At 56.7% G+C, this 17158-nt stretch carries 16 protein-coding genes; 9 read left to right on the top strand and 7 right to left on the bottom strand.

Going from position 1 to position 17158, the window contains the following annotated elements:
- Window positions 1–21 precede the first annotated feature (21 nt).
- The 4 genes from ABLV78_RS01950 (at window position 22) to ABLV78_RS01935 (ending at window position 4315) form a co-directional block, all read left to right on the top strand.
- Window positions 22–1926 (top strand): ABC transporter ATP-binding protein, encoded by a 1905-nt coding sequence (locus ABLV78_RS01950; protein ID WP_348865239.1) that lies wholly within the window; start codon window positions 22–24, stop codon window positions 1924–1926.
- 272 nt (window positions 1927–2198) lie between these two features.
- Entirely contained in the window at window positions 2199–3158 is a 960-nt protein-coding gene (locus ABLV78_RS01945; RefSeq protein WP_241483450.1) for a hydrolase, read from the top strand.
- A complete protein-coding gene (locus ABLV78_RS01940; protein ID WP_015369405.1) occupies window positions 3155–3373 on the top strand; it encodes a YheU family protein in 219 nt (72 codons plus the stop codon). Before ABLV78_RS01945 ends, ABLV78_RS01940 begins: the two co-directional genes overlap by 4 nt.
- Before the next feature lie 72 nt (window positions 3374–3445).
- Window positions 3446–4315: a phosphoribulokinase gene (locus ABLV78_RS01935; protein WP_015369404.1), complete on the top strand. Its 870-nt coding sequence runs from the start codon at window positions 3446–3448 to the stop codon at window positions 4313–4315.
- Between the two features lie 62 nt (window positions 4316–4377).
- Here ABLV78_RS01935 and ABLV78_RS01930 read toward each other — a convergent pair whose 3' ends face one another.
- Window positions 4378–4782: an OsmC family protein gene (locus tag ABLV78_RS01930; protein WP_015703648.1), complete on the bottom strand. Its 405-nt coding sequence runs from the start codon at window positions 4780–4782 to the stop codon at window positions 4378–4380.
- A 304-nt stretch (window positions 4783–5086) separates the two neighbouring features.
- On the opposite strand from ABLV78_RS01930, the gene crp reads away from it, so the two are divergent.
- Both crp and ABLV78_RS01920 read left to right on the top strand, forming a co-directional pair.
- Window positions 5087–5719, top strand: a complete 633-nt coding sequence (crp, locus tag ABLV78_RS01925; RefSeq protein ID WP_000242758.1) for a cAMP-activated global transcriptional regulator CRP — start codon at window positions 5087–5089, stop codon at window positions 5717–5719.
- Between the two features lie 50 nt (window positions 5720–5769).
- Window positions 5770–7848, top strand: coding sequence for a YccS/YhfK family putative transporter (locus ABLV78_RS01920; protein WP_047048030.1), 2079 nt, complete (start codon window positions 5770–5772; stop codon window positions 7846–7848).
- Here ABLV78_RS01920 and argD read toward each other — a convergent pair.
- The 5 genes from argD to ppiA form a co-directional block, all read right to left on the bottom strand.
- Entirely contained in the window at window positions 7838–9058 is a 1221-nt protein-coding gene (gene argD / locus ABLV78_RS01915) for a bifunctional acetylornithine/succinyldiaminopimelate transaminase (RefSeq protein WP_047048027.1), read from the bottom strand. The genes ABLV78_RS01920 and argD overlap by 11 nt on opposite strands.
- Window positions 9059–9147: 89 nt before the next feature.
- Window positions 9148–9711 carry an aminodeoxychorismate synthase component 2 gene (pabA, locus tag ABLV78_RS01910; protein WP_047048025.1) on the bottom strand — a complete coding sequence of 188 codons (564 nt, stop codon included), beginning with the start codon at window positions 9709–9711 and terminating at the stop codon, window positions 9148–9150.
- Window positions 9712–9743: 32 nt separating this feature from the next.
- Entirely contained in the window at window positions 9744–10346 is a 603-nt protein-coding gene (locus tag ABLV78_RS01905; RefSeq protein WP_047048022.1) for a putative adenosine monophosphate-protein transferase Fic, read from the bottom strand.
- Window positions 10336–10503: a FicA/YhfG family antitoxin gene (gene ficA / locus ABLV78_RS01900; RefSeq protein ID WP_064571555.1), complete on the bottom strand. Its 168-nt coding sequence runs from the start codon at window positions 10501–10503 to the stop codon at window positions 10336–10338. Before ficA ends, ABLV78_RS01905 begins: the two co-directional genes overlap by 11 nt.
- 106 nt (window positions 10504–10609) lie before the next feature.
- Window positions 10610–11179 carry a peptidylprolyl isomerase A gene (gene ppiA / locus ABLV78_RS01895; protein WP_015369397.1) on the bottom strand — a complete coding sequence of 190 codons (570 nt, stop codon included), beginning with the start codon at window positions 11177–11179 and terminating at the stop codon, window positions 10610–10612.
- 277 nt (window positions 11180–11456) lie between these two features.
- On the opposite strand from ppiA, the gene tsgA reads away from it, so the two are divergent.
- Complete coding sequence (gene tsgA / locus ABLV78_RS01890) at window positions 11457–12635, top strand: MFS transporter TsgA (protein WP_015369396.1); 1179 nt, start codon at window positions 11457–11459, stop codon at window positions 12633–12635.
- Here tsgA and ABLV78_RS01885 read toward each other — a convergent pair.
- Window positions 12632–13954 carry a cytosine deaminase gene (locus ABLV78_RS01885; protein WP_047048019.1) on the bottom strand — a complete coding sequence of 441 codons (1323 nt, stop codon included), beginning with the start codon at window positions 13952–13954 and terminating at the stop codon, window positions 12632–12634. The genes tsgA and ABLV78_RS01885 overlap by 4 nt on opposite strands.
- A 215-nt stretch (window positions 13955–14169) precedes the next feature.
- Here ABLV78_RS01885 and nirB point away from each other — a divergent pair, with 215 nt between their 5' ends.
- The gene (gene nirB, locus ABLV78_RS01880) at window positions 14170–16713 is read left to right on the top strand and encodes a nitrite reductase large subunit NirB (protein ID WP_015369394.1); all 2544 of its coding nucleotides are present in this window, start codon (window positions 14170–14172) and stop codon (window positions 16711–16713) included.
- On the top strand, window positions 16710–17036 hold the full coding sequence (nirD, locus tag ABLV78_RS01875) for a nitrite reductase small subunit NirD (RefSeq protein WP_015369393.1): 327 nt from the start codon (window positions 16710–16712) through the stop codon (window positions 17034–17036). The genes nirB and nirD overlap by 4 nt, the downstream gene beginning before the upstream one ends.
- The last annotated feature ends 122 nt before the right edge of the window (window positions 17037–17158 follow it).

Here is a 17158-nt window from a genome sequence, read left to right as displayed (position 1 = left end):
AGTCTGAACATACGGCGCCTTATGATTGTTTTCTCCTCGTTACAAATTCGTCGCGGCGTACGCGTCCTGCTGGACAACGCCACCGCCACCATCAATCCTGGCCAGAAGGTCGGTCTGGTGGGTAAAAACGGCTGCGGTAAATCTACGTTGCTTTCGCTTTTGAAAAACGAGATAAGCGCCGACGGCGGCTCCATGACCTTCCCGAGCAACTGGCAGCTGGCGTGGGTTAATCAGGAAACGCCGGCCCTGCCGCAGCCGGCTATTGATTATGTTATTGATGGCGATCGCGAGTTCCGCAAGCTGGAAGCCGATTTACAACAGGCCAATGAGCGCGACGACGGCCATGCCATCGCCACCGTCCACGGTAAGCTGGATGCGATTGACGCCTGGACGATTCGTTCCCGCGCCGCCAGCCTGCTGCACGGCCTTGGTTTCAGCAACGAGCAGCTCGAGCGGCCGGTCAGTGATTTCTCCGGCGGCTGGCGTATGCGCTTAAACCTCGCGCAGGCGCTGATCTGCCGTTCCGATCTGCTGCTGCTCGACGAACCGACCAACCACCTCGATCTTGATGCGGTGATCTGGCTGGAAAAGTGGCTAAAGGGCTATACCGGTACGCTGATCCTGATTTCCCACGATCGTGATTTCCTCGATCCGATCGTCGATAAAATTATTCATATCGAACAGCAAACGATGTTCGAATACACCGGTAACTACAGCTCGTTTGAAATCCAGCGCGCGACCCGTCTGTCGCAGCAGCAGGCCATGTATGAAAGCCAGCAGCAGCGCGTAGCCCACTTGCAGAGCTATATCGACCGCTTCCGCGCCAAAGCCACCAAAGCGAAGCAGGCGCAGAGCCGTATCAAAATGCTTGAGCGTATGGAGCTTATCGCCCCGGCGCACGTCGATAACCCGTTCCACTTCAGCTTCCGCGCGCCGGAAAGTCTACCGAACCCGTTACTCAAGATGGAGAAAGTCAGCGCCGGCTACGGCGAACGAATTATTCTCGACTCCATCAAGCTGAATCTGGTACCCGGTTCGCGTATCGGTCTGCTGGGGCGCAACGGCGCCGGTAAATCAACGCTGATTAAGCTGCTGGCCGGCGAACTACAGCCGCTGTCCGGTGAAATTGGCCTGGCTAAGGGCATTAAGCTCGGTTACTTCGCCCAGCATCAGCTCGAATTCCTGCGCGCCGATGAGTCGCCGATACAGCATCTGGCCCGCCTGGCGCCGCAGGAGCTGGAACAAAAATTGCGCGACTACCTCGGCGGCTTTGGATTCCAGGGGGATAAAGTCAGCGAAGAGACCCGCCGTTTCTCCGGCGGCGAAAAAGCGCGTCTGGTGCTGGCGTTAATCGTCTGGCAGCGCCCTAACCTGCTGCTGCTCGATGAACCGACCAACCACCTTGATCTTGATATGCGCCAGGCCTTGACCGAAGCGCTGATCGACTTCGAAGGGGCGCTGGTCGTGGTCTCGCACGATCGCCACCTGATCCGCTCCACCACTGACGATCTGTACCTCGTACACGACGGCAAAGTCGAACCCTTTGATGGCGATCTGGAAGATTATCAGCAGTGGCTGAGCGATTCGCAGAAGCTGGAAAACCAGACCTCTGAAGCGCCAAAGGATAACTGCAATAGCGCGCAGGCGCGTAAGGATCAAAAACGCCGCGAAGCCGAACTGCGTACGCAAACGCAACCGCTGCGTAAAGAGATCGCCCGTCTGGAAAAAGAGATGGATAAATTCAACGCGCAGCTGGCGCAGGCGGAAGAGAAACTGGGCGACAGCGAGTTGTATGACGCCTCGCGCAAAGCGGAATTAACCGCATGCCTGCAGCAGCAGGCGAGCGCCAAATCAGGGCTCGAAGAGTGTGAGATGGCGTGGCTCGAGGCGCAGGAACAGCTCGAGCGGATGCTGCAGGAAAGTTAATGAATAACCGCCCGGCGGTGAGAGAAAATTCATCGTCGGGACTTTCTGCTTAGGCATCCCGGGAGAGTTTCCGAAATTCATCGCTCAGCCATTCTCTTGAGCCATTTTCATGTAATCTATACCGATTACCCGCAAGACCACATATTGGCTAACCGCCCACTTTTATGCGCGGTATAGTGTTCTAAAAGTTTCTTAATAATCCTGGTACTATGGTTGAAATAACCCCGACAGCAGCGACGCCCCCCGATAACGACTCGCGTGAATTCCATCCGATGCGCGGCGTGGGCAATCGTCATCTGCAAACCATGCTGCCGCGGATCATCCGCCGCAAGCTCCGATTTACGCCGCACTGGCAACGCCTTGAGCTGCCGGATGGCGATTTCGTCGATCTGGCCTGGAGCGAAGACCCCGCCGGCGCGCGCCACAAACCGCGACTGGTGGTCTTTCACGGTCTGGAAGGCAGCCTGCACAGCCCTTACGCCCACGGTTTGATTCACGCCGCCATGCAGCGCGGCTGGCTCGGGGTGGTGATGCATTTTCGCGGCTGCAGCGGCGAGCCGAATCGCAACAGTCGTATTTATCACTCTGGCGAAACGGAAGACGGTACCTGGTTCCTGCACTGGCTGCAGCGCGAGTTCGGCACAGCGCCGACGGCGGCGGTAGGCTATTCGCTTGGCGGCAACATGCTGGGCTGTCTGCTGGCGAAAGAAGGCGACAATATTCCGCTCGATGCAGCCGTCATTGTCTCGGCGCCCTTTATGCTGGAAGCCTGCAGCTACCATATGGACAAAGGATTTTCGCGCGTCTATCAGCGTTACCTGCTCAACCTGCTGAAAGCCAACGCCGCGCGCAAGCTAAAAGCCTATCCAGGCTCGCTGCCGGTCGATCTTCGCCAGCTTAAAAGCATGCGCCGCATCCGCGAATTCGACGACATGATCACCGCCAAAATCCACGGTTTCGCCGATGCGCTAGACTATTACCGACAGTGCAGCGCGATGCCGCGCTTAAGCGATATCACCAAGCCGACGCTGATCATTCACGCGAAAGACGATCCGTTTATGGACCATCATTCAATTCCGCCGCAGGAACAACTGCCGGCTAACGTCGAATATCAGCTCACGGAACAGGGCGGTCACGTTGGCTTTGTCGGCGGTACGCTGCGAAAACCGCAAATGTGGCTGGAGCAACGTATTCCGGATTGGTTAACCCGCTGGCTGGGAGGACAAGCATGATTATTCCCTGGCAGGATCTCGATCCCGAAACGCTGGATAATCTGATTGAAAGCTTTGTGTTGCGCGAAGGCACCGATTATGGTGAACATGAACGTTCGCTTGCCGATAAAGTCGCCGATGTAAAACAGCAGCTTAAAACTGGGGAGGCCGTGCTGGTGTGGTCAGAACTGCACGAGACGGTCAACATCATGCCCCGCAAGATGTTTAACGGCTAAGCGCCATGCCCCTCTAACCGCGAGTGCCTGGCGCGATACGGCGACACACCATCACTTAATCAGGGAGTTGTTATGTCTGCCAAACATCCAGTGATCGCAGTCACGGGCTCCAGCGGCGCGGGCACCACCACCACCAGCCTCGCGTTTCGCAAAATTTTCTCGCAACTGAACCTGCATGCCGCGGAGGTCGAAGGGGATAGCTTCCATCGCTATACTCGCCCGGAAATGGACATGGCGATCCGCAAGGCGCGCGATCAGGGCAAACACATCAGCTACTTTGGCCCGGAAGCCAACGACTTCAGCCTGCTTGAACGCACCTTTTTAGAGTACGGCGAATTCGGCAAGGGCCAGTCGCGCAAATACCTCCATACCTACGATGAAGCGGTTCCCTGGAATCAGGTTCCCGGCACCTTTACCCCGTGGCAGCCGTTGCCTGAACCGACCGACGTGCTGTTTTATGAAGGGCTGCACGGCGGCGTAGTGACGCCGCAGCACGACGTGGCGAAACATGTCGACCTGCTGGTCGGCGTGGTGCCGATCGTCAACCTTGAATGGATCCAGAAGCTCATTCGCGATACCAGCGAACGCGGCCATTCGCGCGAAGCGGTGATGGACTCGGTGGTGCGTTCGATGGAAGACTATATCAATTTCATCACCCCGCAGTTCTCACGCACCCATATCAACTTCCAGCGCGTGCCGACGGTCGATACCTCGAATCCATTTGCCGCCAAAGGCATTCCATCTCTCGACGAAAGCTTCGTGGTGATTCACTTTCGCAATTTGCAGGGGATTGATTACCCCTGGCTGTTGGCGATGCTACAGGGGTCGTTTATCTCGCATATGAACACCCTGGTGGTGCCAGGCGGTAAGATGGGGCTGGCGATGGAGCTCATTATGGCGCCGCTGGTCGAGCGCTTGATGGAAGGCAAAACCATTAGTTAAGGGCAAAATAAAACCCCGGCCGCCGTGCTGCCGGGGTTAGCGTCCCGCTACATCAATTCGTCTCAGGCTTCGATCACTTCGTAAGAGTGGGTGATGTTGACGGCCTTTTCCAGCATCAGGGCCACCGAGCAGTACTTCTCCGCGGATAAATCCACCGCACGGGACACCGCCGCATCCTTCAGCTCTTTGCCGGTGACGATAAAGTGCAGATTGATATGGGTGAACAGGCGCGGCGCCTCTTCACGGCGTTCAGAAGTCAGCTTCACTTCGCAGTTGGTGACGTTTTGACGCCCTTTTTGCAGGATAGACACCACGTCAATTGCGCTACAGCCGCCCGCCGCCATCAGCACCATTTCCATCGGGCTGGGCGCTTTGTCCCCGGAGTTGCCATCCATTAAAATCTGGTGGCCGGAGGCCGACTCACCGATGAAGGTTAGACCTTCCACCCATTTCACACGCGCTTGCATAAAATTTAACTCCGCTGTTGCAATTTTCCTGACAGATTACGCGCACATAACAAATCTCGCAACGGAAGGCGACCTGGGTCATGCTGAAGCGAGACACCAGGAGACATGCGGTGAAAGCTATGCTAAAACAGTCTGGATGCTACAGTAATACATTGATGTACCGCATGTATGCTGAGGAGTTCACATTACAGGCTGCATAAATTGAGCAGCCAGCTTCCCAGGCATAGGGAAAAATACGATTGCATGCCCGGATGCCGTGTAGTGTCGGCGTCCGGAGATAGCTTATAACAGAGGATAACCGCGCATGGTGCTTGGCAAACCGCAAACAGACCCTACCCTTGAATGGTTCTTGTCTCATTGCCACATTCATAAGTACCCATCAAAGAGCACGCTGATTCACCAGGGTGAGAAAGCGGAAACGCTTTACTACATCGTAAAAGGCTCCGTGGCTGTACTCATCAAGGATGAAGAAGGTAAAGAGATGATCCTCTCTTACCTCAACCAGGGCGATTTCATCGGTGAATTAGGCCTGTTTGAAGAAGGTCAGGAACGTAGTGCCTGGGTACGTGCGAAAACCGCATGTGAAGTGGCCGAGATCTCTTACAAAAAATTCCGTCAGTTAATCCAGGTGAACCCGGACATCCTGATGCGCCTCTCTTCTCAGATGGCGCGTCGTCTGCAGGTCACTTCCGAGAAAGTCGGTAACCTTGCTTTCCTCGACGTGACGGGCCGTATCGCTCAGACCTTACTGAATCTGGCGAAACAGCCTGATGCCATGACCCACCCGGACGGGATGCAGATCAAAATCACCCGCCAGGAAATTGGCCAGATCGTCGGCTGTTCTCGTGAGACGGTTGGCCGTATTCTGAAGATGCTGGAAGATCAAAATCTGATCTCCGCACACGGTAAAACTATCGTCGTCTACGGTACCCGTTAAGTCGCTAAACGGCGTATTGCTCCGCGCAGTACGCCGTTTTTGTTTCTCCCATGTGGCGCAGGCTGATTTACCACCCGGAAGTCAACTACGCACTGCGGCAAACGCTGGTGCTGTGTCTACCTGTGGCCATCGGGCTTCTGCTCGGCCATCTGCAGCAGGGATTGCTGTTCTCGTTAGTTCCCGCCTGTTGCAATATCGCCGGTCTCGACACCCCGCATAAACGCTTTTTCAAACGCCTGATCGTTGGCGGCTGCCTGTTTGCCGGCAGCAGCCTGATTGTGCAATTGCTTCTGGCGCGGGAAATCCCTCTGCCGCTTATCCTCAGCGCGCTGGCGCTGATTCTCGGCGTGACGGCGGAAATCAGTTCGCTGCACGCTCGCCTGTTGCCGGCATCGCTTATCGCCGCCATTTTTACCTTAAGCCTGGCCGGCAATATGCCCATCTGGGAGCCGCTGCTTATCTATGCGCTGGGAACCTTGTGGTACGGACTCTTTAACTGGTTCTGGTTTTGGCTCTGGCGGGAGCAGCCGCTGCGCGAGTCGTTAAGCCTGCTTTACCGCGAACTGGCTAATTATTGCGAGGCCAAATATAGCCTCCTGACGCAGCACACTGATCCGACGACCTCCCTGCCGCCGCTGCTTACCCGCCAGCAGAAGGTGGTCGATTTAATTACCCAATGCTACCAGCAAATGCATATGTTAGCCGCCAACCAGCGTAGCGATCATAAGCGCCTGCTGCGCGCGTTCCAGGTTGGGCTGGATCTGCAGGAACATATTTCGGTGAGCCTGCACCAGCCGGAAGAGGTACAAAAACTGGTGGAGCGCAGCCATGCGGAAGCGGTTATCCGCTGGAACGCGCAGACCGTCGCCGCGCGTCTGCGGGTGCTGGCGGATGATATTCTCTACCACCGCTACCCGCGTCGCTTCCAGATGGATAAGCAAATCGGCGCGCTGGAAAAAATCGCTTATCAGCATCCCGATAACCCGGTAGGCCAGTTCTGCGCCTGGCACTTCAGTCGTATCGCCCGCGTGCTGCGCACCCAGCGCCCGCTGTACGCACGGAATCTGATGGCGGATAAAGAACGGCGCCTACCGCTACTACCGGCGCTGAAGAACTACCTGTCATTGAAATCCCCGGCGCTGCGCAACGCCGCGCGCATCAGCGTCATGTTGAGCATCGCCAGCCTGATGGGCAGCGCCCTACATCTGCCGAAGCCGTACTGGATCCTGATGACCGTGCTGTTCGTGACGCAAAACGGTTACGGCGCCACCCGCGTGCGGATTGTCCACCGGGCGGCAGGCACCCTGGCGGGCCTGGTGATCGCCTGGTTGACCCTACATTTCCACGTACCGGAGAGCTACACGTTAAGCGGTATGTTGTTCATCACGCTGCTGAGCTATCTCATCATCCGTAAACACTACGGCTGGGCGATGGTGGGCTTTACCGTCACCGCGGTATATACCCTGCAGTTGCTAACGCTTAACGGCGAGCAGTTCATCGTCGCCCGCTTTATCGATACCATTATTGGTTGTCTGATCGCCTTTGGCGGGATGGTCTGGCTATGGCCGCAATGGCAGAGCGGCCTGCTGCGTAAAAACGCCCACGATGCCCTGGAGGCCGATCAGGAGGCTATTCGGCTGATCCTTAGCGCCGATCCGCAGGCCCCGGCGTTGGCCTACCAACGTATGCGCGTCAACCAGGCGCACAACGCCCTGTATAACTCGCTTAACCAGGCGATGCAGGAACCGGGCTTTAACTCGCACTATCTGGAAGATATGAAGCTGTGGGTAACCCATAGCCAGTTTATCGTTGAGCATATCAACGCCATGACCACGCTGGCGCGCGAGCATACGATGCTAACGCCTGACCTGGCGCAGCGGTATCTGGAATCTTGTGAAATTGCCCTGCAGCGCTGTCAGCAGCGTCTGGATTCAGACGGGCCGGGCAGCGCGGGCGATGTGAATATTATGGAATCCCAGGACGGGGAAGTGTTGCGTGGGCCGCTCAGCACCCTTGAGCAGCATCTGCAGCGGATCCTCGGCCATCTGAACACCATGCACACCATTTCGTCGGTGGCATGGCGTCAGCGTCCGCATCACGGCATCTGGCTACGCACGACTAAGCGCTAAGTACGTTTTTAACCGCCTGCGCGAAGCGCGCCATCCCTTCGGCGATATCGCTATCATCAATCACCAGCGACGGCACAAAGCGCATTACGTCCGGCCCGGCGTTTAACACCATCACCCCGGCCTCCGCCGCGGCATAGAGGAAATCGCGCGCGCGTCCGTGATGCTGCGGCTTAAGCGCGGCGCCGATTAACAGTCCCATGCCGCGGATGTCGCTGAACAGATCAAACTGCGCATCGATCTGCTGCAGGTGTTCGACAAACAGCGCCCGTTTGGCATTGACGCCCGCCAGCACCTGCGGCGTGTTAATCAGGTTGAAAGCCGCGGTCGCCACCGCACAGGCCAGCGGATTGCCGCCGTAGGTGGAGCCATGGGAACCGGCATGGAAGGCGCTGGCGATTTCATTGGTGGTTAACATCGCGCTAATCGGGAAACCGCCCCCGAGCGCTTTCGCGCTGGTCAGGATGTCCGGCGTCACGCCGTAATGCATATAGGCGAACAATGAACCGGTACGGCCCATACCGCACTGCACTTCATCAAATACCAGCAGCGCCTGATGCTGGTCGCACAGATCGCGCAGCCCCTGCAGGAACGCTGGCGTCGCCGCCATCACCCCGCCCTCGCCCTGAATCGGCTCAACCACCACCGCACAGGTATGGTCATCGATCACCGCTTTCACCGCCTCGAGATCGTTAAATGGAACATGCACGATATCTGCCGGTTTCGGCCCGAAACCGTCAGAGTATTTCGGCTGACCGCCGACCGAGACGGTGAACAGCGACCGTCCGTGGAAAGCATTATGGAAAGCGATGATTTTGGTTTTGTACGGGCTATGGCGAGTGATCGCGTAATGACGCGCCAGCTTGAACGCCGTTTCGTTGGCTTCCGTTCCGGAGTTCATAAACACCACGCGCTCGGCAAAAGTGGCATCTACCAGCTGGCGCCCCAGGCGCAGCGCCGGCTCGTTGGTAAAAACGTTGCTGGTGTGCCACAGGGTCTCGCCCTGCTCGTGCAGCGCCGCCACCAGCGCCGGGTGGCAGTGGCCCAGCGCGGTCACCGCAATCCCGCCGGCAAAATCAACGTACTCTTTGCCCTGCTGATCCCAAACGCGGCTGCCTTTCCCCTTCACCGGAATAAACTCCGCCGGTGCATAAATCGGCAGAATGACTTCATCGAATGTGGCGCGGGTGATTGCCGCTTGCTCTGTTGCCATGTGATGCCCATCCTTCTGTGTAATGTGCAATGATTGCGATGTTTTAATCACAAAATATGCATAATAAATCACTTCATGGCAACTACAAATCAGCGTTTAAGGAAGTTTTCCAGCAACTGGTGTCCCTGTTCGCTAAGAATGCTCTCCGGGTGGAACTGCACGCCTTCGAGATCCCACTGGCGATGGCGGATACCCATGATTTCACCGCTGGCGCTGCGGGCGGTAACGATAAAATCCGCGGGAAGGGTCGGCGGGTCGATAACTAATGAATGGTAGCGCGTAACGGTAAGCGGGTTGTTTAGTCCCTGAAAAACGCCCTCGCCGTTGTGCTCAATCAGCGACGTTTTACCATGCATGACCTGCGCGGCGCGTACGATGGCGGCGCCAAAGACCTGGGCGATGGCCTGATGACCCAGACACACGCCGAGCAGCGGTGTTTTACCGGCATAGCGGCGGATAACGTCCAGCGAAATACCGGACTCATCCGGCGTGCAGGGGCCCGGCGAAATGACGATTTTCTCCGGCGCCAGCGACGCTATCTCTTCCAGCGTTAACTCATCGTTACGCTTAACCAGCACCTCCGCCCCCAGTTCGCAAAAGTACTGGTACAGATTCCAGGTGAAAGAGTCATAGTTATCGATTAGCAGGATCATAGCGGCTCCGGAAAAAACAAAACCGGGCTATTCTACTCAGATTCCCGCGCTTCGCTCACCACTTTACGAAAGATCCGCTCCAGCGGCTCCGGGTCGCCCATCGCGCCCAGCTGGTTAGCCTGGCTCCACGCATCCGGATCGATGCCCCGCCAGTCGAGCAGGTAGCCGGCGTGAATGGCCAACTGTTCGAAGAAGATCCTTTGCGTCAGGCCGTTGCCAAGGCGGAACGGGTGCAGGACATTGATTTCGCCGTAGTACCAGCTCAGGCGCTCGACGAAGGTCTCCCGGGGGAGTTCACACAGATAGTCCTCTTCTTCCAGCTTGCGCATCAGCGCGTTACCCTCTTTCTCTATCCACGCGAAGTGGCAAAATGGCGTATCGCCCTGGTAGATATCGATTTCCCGCAGTTTGCCCGCCCAGTCAAAGAGATCCTGATAAAGTTGCCGGTGAATGGCGCAGAGATGCGGTAAACCGCGGCCGCGCGGGCCCAACGGGATCGTCGCCGCACGCAGCGAAGTGAATTCCCATACAGTTTGTTCCAGCCGTTGCGCCTGATGGATACCCAGCCGGTTACGCAGCACATCCAGCGCCGGATAGAGATAGGGGTCGCGACCGTCGCCATATTTATCGCTCATGACGCCTCCTCAGCTCGGCAAGACGCGCCAGCGCTTCCTCAGCCGTCAGGCTAACCAGCGGTACCGTCGCGCCTTCAAGGCGTCTGCTGGCCTGAAAATTGGCGTTGCGGGTCTGTTCCCAGAGCCGGGATTTTTGCTTATCGGTGAGTAAACGCATGGTCGCCTCCCTTATCGTCCCCTGTGTGCCACAAGTATAAGCAGCAATTTCGGGTTACGCAGAGAGGCAAGCCAGGCGCAGGCGGACCGCCCGCGCCAGAAGAGGGTTACGGCAGCACTTTCGCCGAAAGAATAACGACCGGTTTGGACGGAACATTTTGGTACGGGCCAACGTTGTGGGTCGGAACCTGAGAGATTTTGTCGGCGACGTCCATACCCTTCACCACTTTACCAAATACCGCGTAGCCAAAATCACGCTGGCCGTGGTCGAGGAAGGCGTTATCCGCCACGTTGATGAAGAACTGGCTGGTCGCGCTGTCCTGATCGGCGGTACGCGCCATGGCGATCGTCCCGCGGGTATTACGCAGGCCATTGTCGGCTTCGTTTTTAATCGGCGGGTTAGGCTGCTTTTGCTGCATCTGCTCGTTAAAGCCGCCGCCCTGCACCATAAAGCCTGGGATCACCCGGTGGAAGGTCGTGTTGTTATAGAAACCGCTGTTCACGTACTTCAGGAAGTTATCGACAGAAATCGGCGCCTTCTGGCTATTCAGCTCCAACTCGATGTTGCCAGCAGAAGTGGTCAGCAGTACGTGCGGGTCGCCCTTGGCCGCCATGGCGGGGGAGAATGCTGAAATGGCGAATACGGCAGCCATCGCCGCCAGAGTGGATTTGAGCATGGAAATTCCTTAACGGAGCAGAGTAAAAAGCAAGTGCCTTGATTCTAAAGAGCCTTTGCATAGCGGGCTAGCCTTTTACCTAATTTTACTTAGCTGAAACACTTGTTACGAACTGACTCAATCCTCTCACCGATCACTAATGTGACTGAGATCACATAAATCCATGCAATAAATTCTACATTTCAATATAAACGTTTGCCTTCATCACTTGAATGAATAAAATCTGTGCGCCCGGCGCAGCGTCAACGCGCTTTACCTATCTATTCACAGGCCTGTCATGACTAACAGCAATCGTATCAAGCTCACATGGATCAGCTTTTTCTCCTACGCCCTGACCGGCGCGTTGGTGATCGTCACCGGGATGGTGATGGGGAACATCGCAGATTATTTCCATCTGCCGGTGTCCAGTATGAGTAACACCTTTACCTTCCTCAATGCCGGTATTCTGATTTCTATCTTTCTCAATGCCTGGCTGATGGAGATCGTGCCGCTGAAAACCCAGCTGCGCTTCGGCTTTATCCTGATGCTGTTAGCCATCGCCGGGCTGATGTTCGGCCACAGCCTGACGCTGTTCTCCGCGTCGATGTTCGTGCTCGGTCTGGTCAGCGGGATCACCATGTCGATCGGGACTTTCCTGATTACCCACATGTATGAAGGCCGCCAGCGCGGTGCGCGTCTGCTGTTCACGGACTCCTTCTTCAGCATGGCAGGGATGATCTTCCCGATGGTCGCCGCCGTGCTGCTGGCGCGCAGCATCGAGTGGTACTGGGTTTACGCCTGTATCGGCCTGGTCTACGTCGCTATTTTCGTGCTGACTTTCGGCTGTGAGTTCCCGGTGCTTGGCAATAAAGCGCTGGCGGAAAACAGCCAGCCGGTAGTGAAAGAGAAATGGGGCATCGGCGTGCTGTTCCTTTCCATCGCCGCGCTATGCTACATCCTCGGCCAGTTGGGCTTTATCTCCTGGGTACCAGAGTATGCCAAAGGCCTCGGCATGAGCCTCGGCGATGCCGGTAAGCTGGTCAGCGATTTCTGGATGTCCTATATGATCGGCATGTGGTCGTTCAGCTTCATCCTGCGCTTCTTCGACCTGCAGCGCATCCTGACCGTGCTGGCGGGTCTGGCGACAGTCCTGATGTATCTGTTCATTAACGGTTCGCCGGAGCATATGCCGTGGTTCATCCTGACCCTTGGCTTCTTCTCCAGCGCCATCTATACCTCGATCATTACCCTGGGCTCGCAGCAGACCAAAGTCGCTTCACCGAAGCTGGTGAACTTCATTCTGACCTGCGGCACCATCGGCACCATGCTGACCTTCGTGGTGACCGGGCCGATCGTCGCGGCTAGCGGCCCGCTGGCCGCGCTGCACACCGCGAACGGCCTCTATGCCGTGGTATTCGTGATGTGTCTGCTCCTTGGCTTCGTTTCCCGCCACCGTCAGAACGCGTCGGCGCACTAAGCCTTAGGCCCCTTTGCTTCGGCAAAGGGGCTATTTTTGGTAAAAAACAACTCCTCGCCGCCTTTATCGGTCTGTATCCACGTCTGCGCCAGCTGCGTAGTCGCAATGACCCTTCCCTGACGAATTGACCAACGTACCGGCACCTGGCAGCGTACGGCTTCAAAACCGTTTTCCGCCGGCAAGATCACCAGATTAGCCGGGTTGCCGGTAGCGATGCCGTAATCATTGAGCCCAAAGGTTCTGGCGCTGTTGTGGGTAATCAGCTGTAGACTGTCGTTAATCTGCTGATAGCCCATCAGTTGGCAAACGTGCAGCCCCATATGCAGCACCTGTAGCATGTTGCCGGTTCCCAACGGATACCATGGGTCGAACACATCATCGTGGCCAAAACAGACATTAATGCCGGCCGCCATCAGCTCCTTGACCCGCGTCACGCCGCGCCGCTTCGGGTAGTCATCAAAGCGCCCCTGCAGATGAATATTGACCAGCGGGTTGGCGACGAAGTTAATGCCCGAGAGTTTTAACAGGCGGAACAGCCGCGAGGTATAAGCGCCATTGTAGGAGTGCATCGCGGTCGTATGACTCGCGGTCACCCGGGGGCCGATTCCCTCTTTTAACGCCAGCGCGGCGACCGTTTCGACAAAGCGCGACTGTTCATCGTCTATTTCATCGCAGTGGATATCCAGCGGACGCTGGTATTTCTGCGCCAGACGGAAGGCGATATGCAGCGATACCACTCCGTATTCACGAGTAAATTCGAAATGCGGGATCGCCCCGACCACATCGGCGCCCAGTCGTAATGCCTCCTCCAGCAAACTCTCACCATTGGGGTAGGATAAAATCCCTTCCTGGGGGAAGGCGACTATCTGCAAATCGACCCACGGCGCTACCTCTTGTTTGACTTCCAGCATCGCTTTCAGCGCGGTCAACGATGGGTCAGAAACATCGACATGGGTGCGAACAAACTGGATGCCGTTGGCGATTTGCCAGCGCAGCGTTTTCCACGCACGGGCTTTCACATCCTCATGGCTTAGCAGCGCTTTACGCTCGGCCCAACGCTCAATCCCTTCGAACAGCGTCCCGGACTGGTTCCAGTTTGGCTCTCCCGCCGTCTGCGTGGTATCGAGATGAATGTGCGGTTCGATAAACGGCGGGATGGCCAATCCGCCGCGGGCGTTAAGCACTTCGTAGCTCTCGCTGCGTGCCTCTCCCATCGGCGTAATGTCGCCGAACCGCCCTTTATCAATCGCAATCTGCCACAGCCCTTCTCGCTTTGGCAGATGGACGTTCTGAATTAACCACAGCGGCGTTGTCGACATAGTTTGCTCCCCTGAATATTGCTCATTTCTTCCGCTGCCTTTGTACATAAAAAGAACAGAACGGAAAAGCCTGATTTTTCCATCACTTAGAAAAATCATTATAAATCATGAATATACTCATTAAGTGGTAGGTAAGTTCTAAATTGATTTGTATCAATGAGTGTAGTAGCTGAATCGTTAAGGTAGGCGGTAATAGAAAAGAAATCGAGGCAAAAATGAGCAAAGTCAGAATCGCTATTATCGGTAACGGCATGGTCGGCCATCGCTTTATCGAAGAGCTTCTTGATAAGGCGCCTGCCGGACAATTCGACATTACCGTGTTCTGTGAAGAGCCGCGTATCGCCTATGACCGTGTCCACCTGTCGTCTTACTTCTCCCATCACACTGCGGAAGAGCTGTCGCTGGTACGCGAAGGTTTCTATGAGAAACACGGCGTCAAGGTGCTGGTCGGCGAACGCGCGATTACCATCAACCGCCAGGAAAAGGTTATCCACTCCAGCGCTGGCCGTACCGTTTTCTACGACAAGCTGATTATGGCGACTGGCTCATACCCGTGGATCCCGCCGATTAAAGGCGCGGAAACCCAGGATTGCTTCGTCTATCGTACTATTGAAGATCTTAACGCCATCGAATCCTGCGCCCGTCGCAGCAAACGCGGCGCGGTGGTCGGCGGCGGTCTGCTCGGTCTGGAAGCAGCCGGCGCGCTGAAAAATCTCGGGGTGGAAACCCACGTGATCGAGTTTGCGCCGATGCTGATGGCCGAGCAGCTCGATCAGATGGGCGGCGAGCAGCTGAAGCGTAAGATCGAAAGCATGGGTGTGAAGGTTCACACCAGCAAAAACACCAAAGAGATCGTTCAGCAGGGCACCGAGGCGCGCAAAACGATGCGCTTCGCCGACGGTAGCGAACTGCAGGTCGATTTCATCGTCTTCTCTACCGGTATCCGTCCGCGCGACAAGTTGGCTACCCAGTGCGGGCTGGCGGTCGCCCAACGCGGCGGCATCATGGTCAACGATAGCTGCCAGACCTCCGACCCGGATATCTACGCTATCGGCGAATGCGCCAGCTGGAATAACCGCGTGTATGGTCTTGTCGCCCCGGGCTACAAAATGGCGCAGGTGACGGTTGACCATATCCTCGGCAACGATAATCTGTTCACCGGCGCCGACCTCAGCGCCAAGCTGAAACTGCTCGGCGTTGACGTTGGCGGTATCGGCGACGCCCACGGGCGTACGCCGGGCGCGCGTAGCTACGTCTATCTCGACGAAAGCAAAGAAGTCTACAAACGGCTTATCGTCAGCGAAGATAACAAAACCCTGCTTGGCGCGGTACTGGTCGGCGACACCAGCGATTACGGCAACCTGCTGCAGCTGGTGCTGAACGCCATCGAATTACCGGAAAACCCGGATTCGCTGATCCTCCCGGCCCACGCCGGCAGCGGCAAGCCGTCTATCGGCGTGGATAAACTGCCGGACAGCGCGCAGATTTGTTCCTGCTTCGACGTCAGCAAAGGCGACCTGATCGCCGCTATCAATAAAGGCTGTCACACCGTGGCGGCGCTGAAAGCGGAAACCAAAGCCGGAACCGGCTGCGGCGGTTGTATTCCGCTGGTAACGCAGGTGCTCAACGCCGAGCTGGCGAAACAGGGTATCGAAGTGAACAACAATCTGTGCGAGCACTTCGCCTACTCTCGCCAGGAACTGTTCCACCTGATCCGCGTGGAAGGCATCAAAACCTTCGACGAGCTGCTGGAAAAACACGGTCAGGGCTACGGCTGTGAAGTCTGTAAGCCGACCGTCGGTTCCCTGCTGGCCTCCTGCTGGAATGAGTACATCCTCAAACCACAGCACACGCCGCTGCAGGACACCAACGATAACTTCCTCGCCAACATCCAGAAAGATGGCACCTACTCGGTTATCCCGCGCTCCGCAGGCGGCGAAATTACGCCAGAAGGCCTGGTTGCCGTCGGTCGCATCGCGCGCGAATTTAATCTGTATACCAAAATCACCGGCTCCCAGCGTATCGGTCTGTTCGGCGCGCAAAAAGATGACCTGCCGGAGATCTGGCGTCAGCTGATTGAAGCCGGCTTCGAAACCGGCCATGCGTACGCCAAAGCGCTACGTATGGCGAAAACCTGCGTCGGCAGTACCTGGTGCCGCTACGGCGTCGGCGATAGCGTCGGCTTCGGCGTAGAACTGGAAAACCGCTATAAAGGCATCCGTACCCCGCACAAAATGAAGTTCGGCGTCTCCGGCTGTACCCGTGAATGCGCGGAAGCCCAGGGTAAAGACGTTGGGATCATCGCCACCGAGAAAGGCTGGAACCTGTATGTGTGCGGTAACGGCGGGATGAAACCACGCCACGCCGATCTGCTGGCCGCGGACCTCGATCGCGATACGCTCATCAAATATCTCGACCGCTTTATGATGTTCTACATCCGCACCGCCGATAAGCTGACCCGTACCGCGCCGTGGCTGGACAACATGGAAGGCGGCATCGACTATCTGCGCAGCGTCATCATCGACGATAAGCTGGGCCTGAACGATCACCTTGAAGAAGAGCTGGCTCGCCTGCGCGCCGCTTTCGCCTGCGAATGGACCGAGACCGTCAATAACCCGGCGGCGCAGACGCGCTTCAAACACTTTATCAACAGCGACCAGCGCGACCCGAACGTTCAGGTGGTGCCGGAACGTGACCAGCATCGCCCGGCCACGCCCTATGAGCGCATCCCGGTCACGCTGGTGGAGGAAAACGTATGAGCCAGTGGGTAAACATCTGCAAAATTGACGACATCCTGCCGGCGACCGGCGTCTGCGCGCTGCTGGGGCAACAGCAGGTGGCTATCTTCCGTCCGTACCATGACGACAGAGTGTTCGCCATCAGCAATATCGATCCGTTCTTCAATGCCAGCGTGCTGTCCCGCGGGATCATCGCTGAGCATGACGGCGCGCTGTGGGTTGCCAGCCCGCTGAAAAAGCAGCGCTTCCGCCTCAGCGACGGGTTGTGCATGGAAGATGAGAGCCACTCCATCGCCCATTACGAAGCCCGTGTTAAAGATGGCAAAGTGCAGCTGAAAGCCTGATGCCGCAAGGTTCCCTCCGCGCCGCGGGGGGAACCATATCATCGGCTTATAACCACTACTAAGTAGAGGCGGCAAAATTCATATCTCCGTGATTCCCTCTGCTGCTATGCTACGACCGCACT

Origin of the sequence: Klebsiella sp. CN_Kp075 (assembly GCF_040065055.2) — a bacterium.
Lineage (GTDB): Bacteria > Pseudomonadota > Gammaproteobacteria > Enterobacterales > Enterobacteriaceae > Klebsiella > Klebsiella aerogenes.
This window is presented reverse-complemented; position numbering and strand designations above follow the sequence as displayed.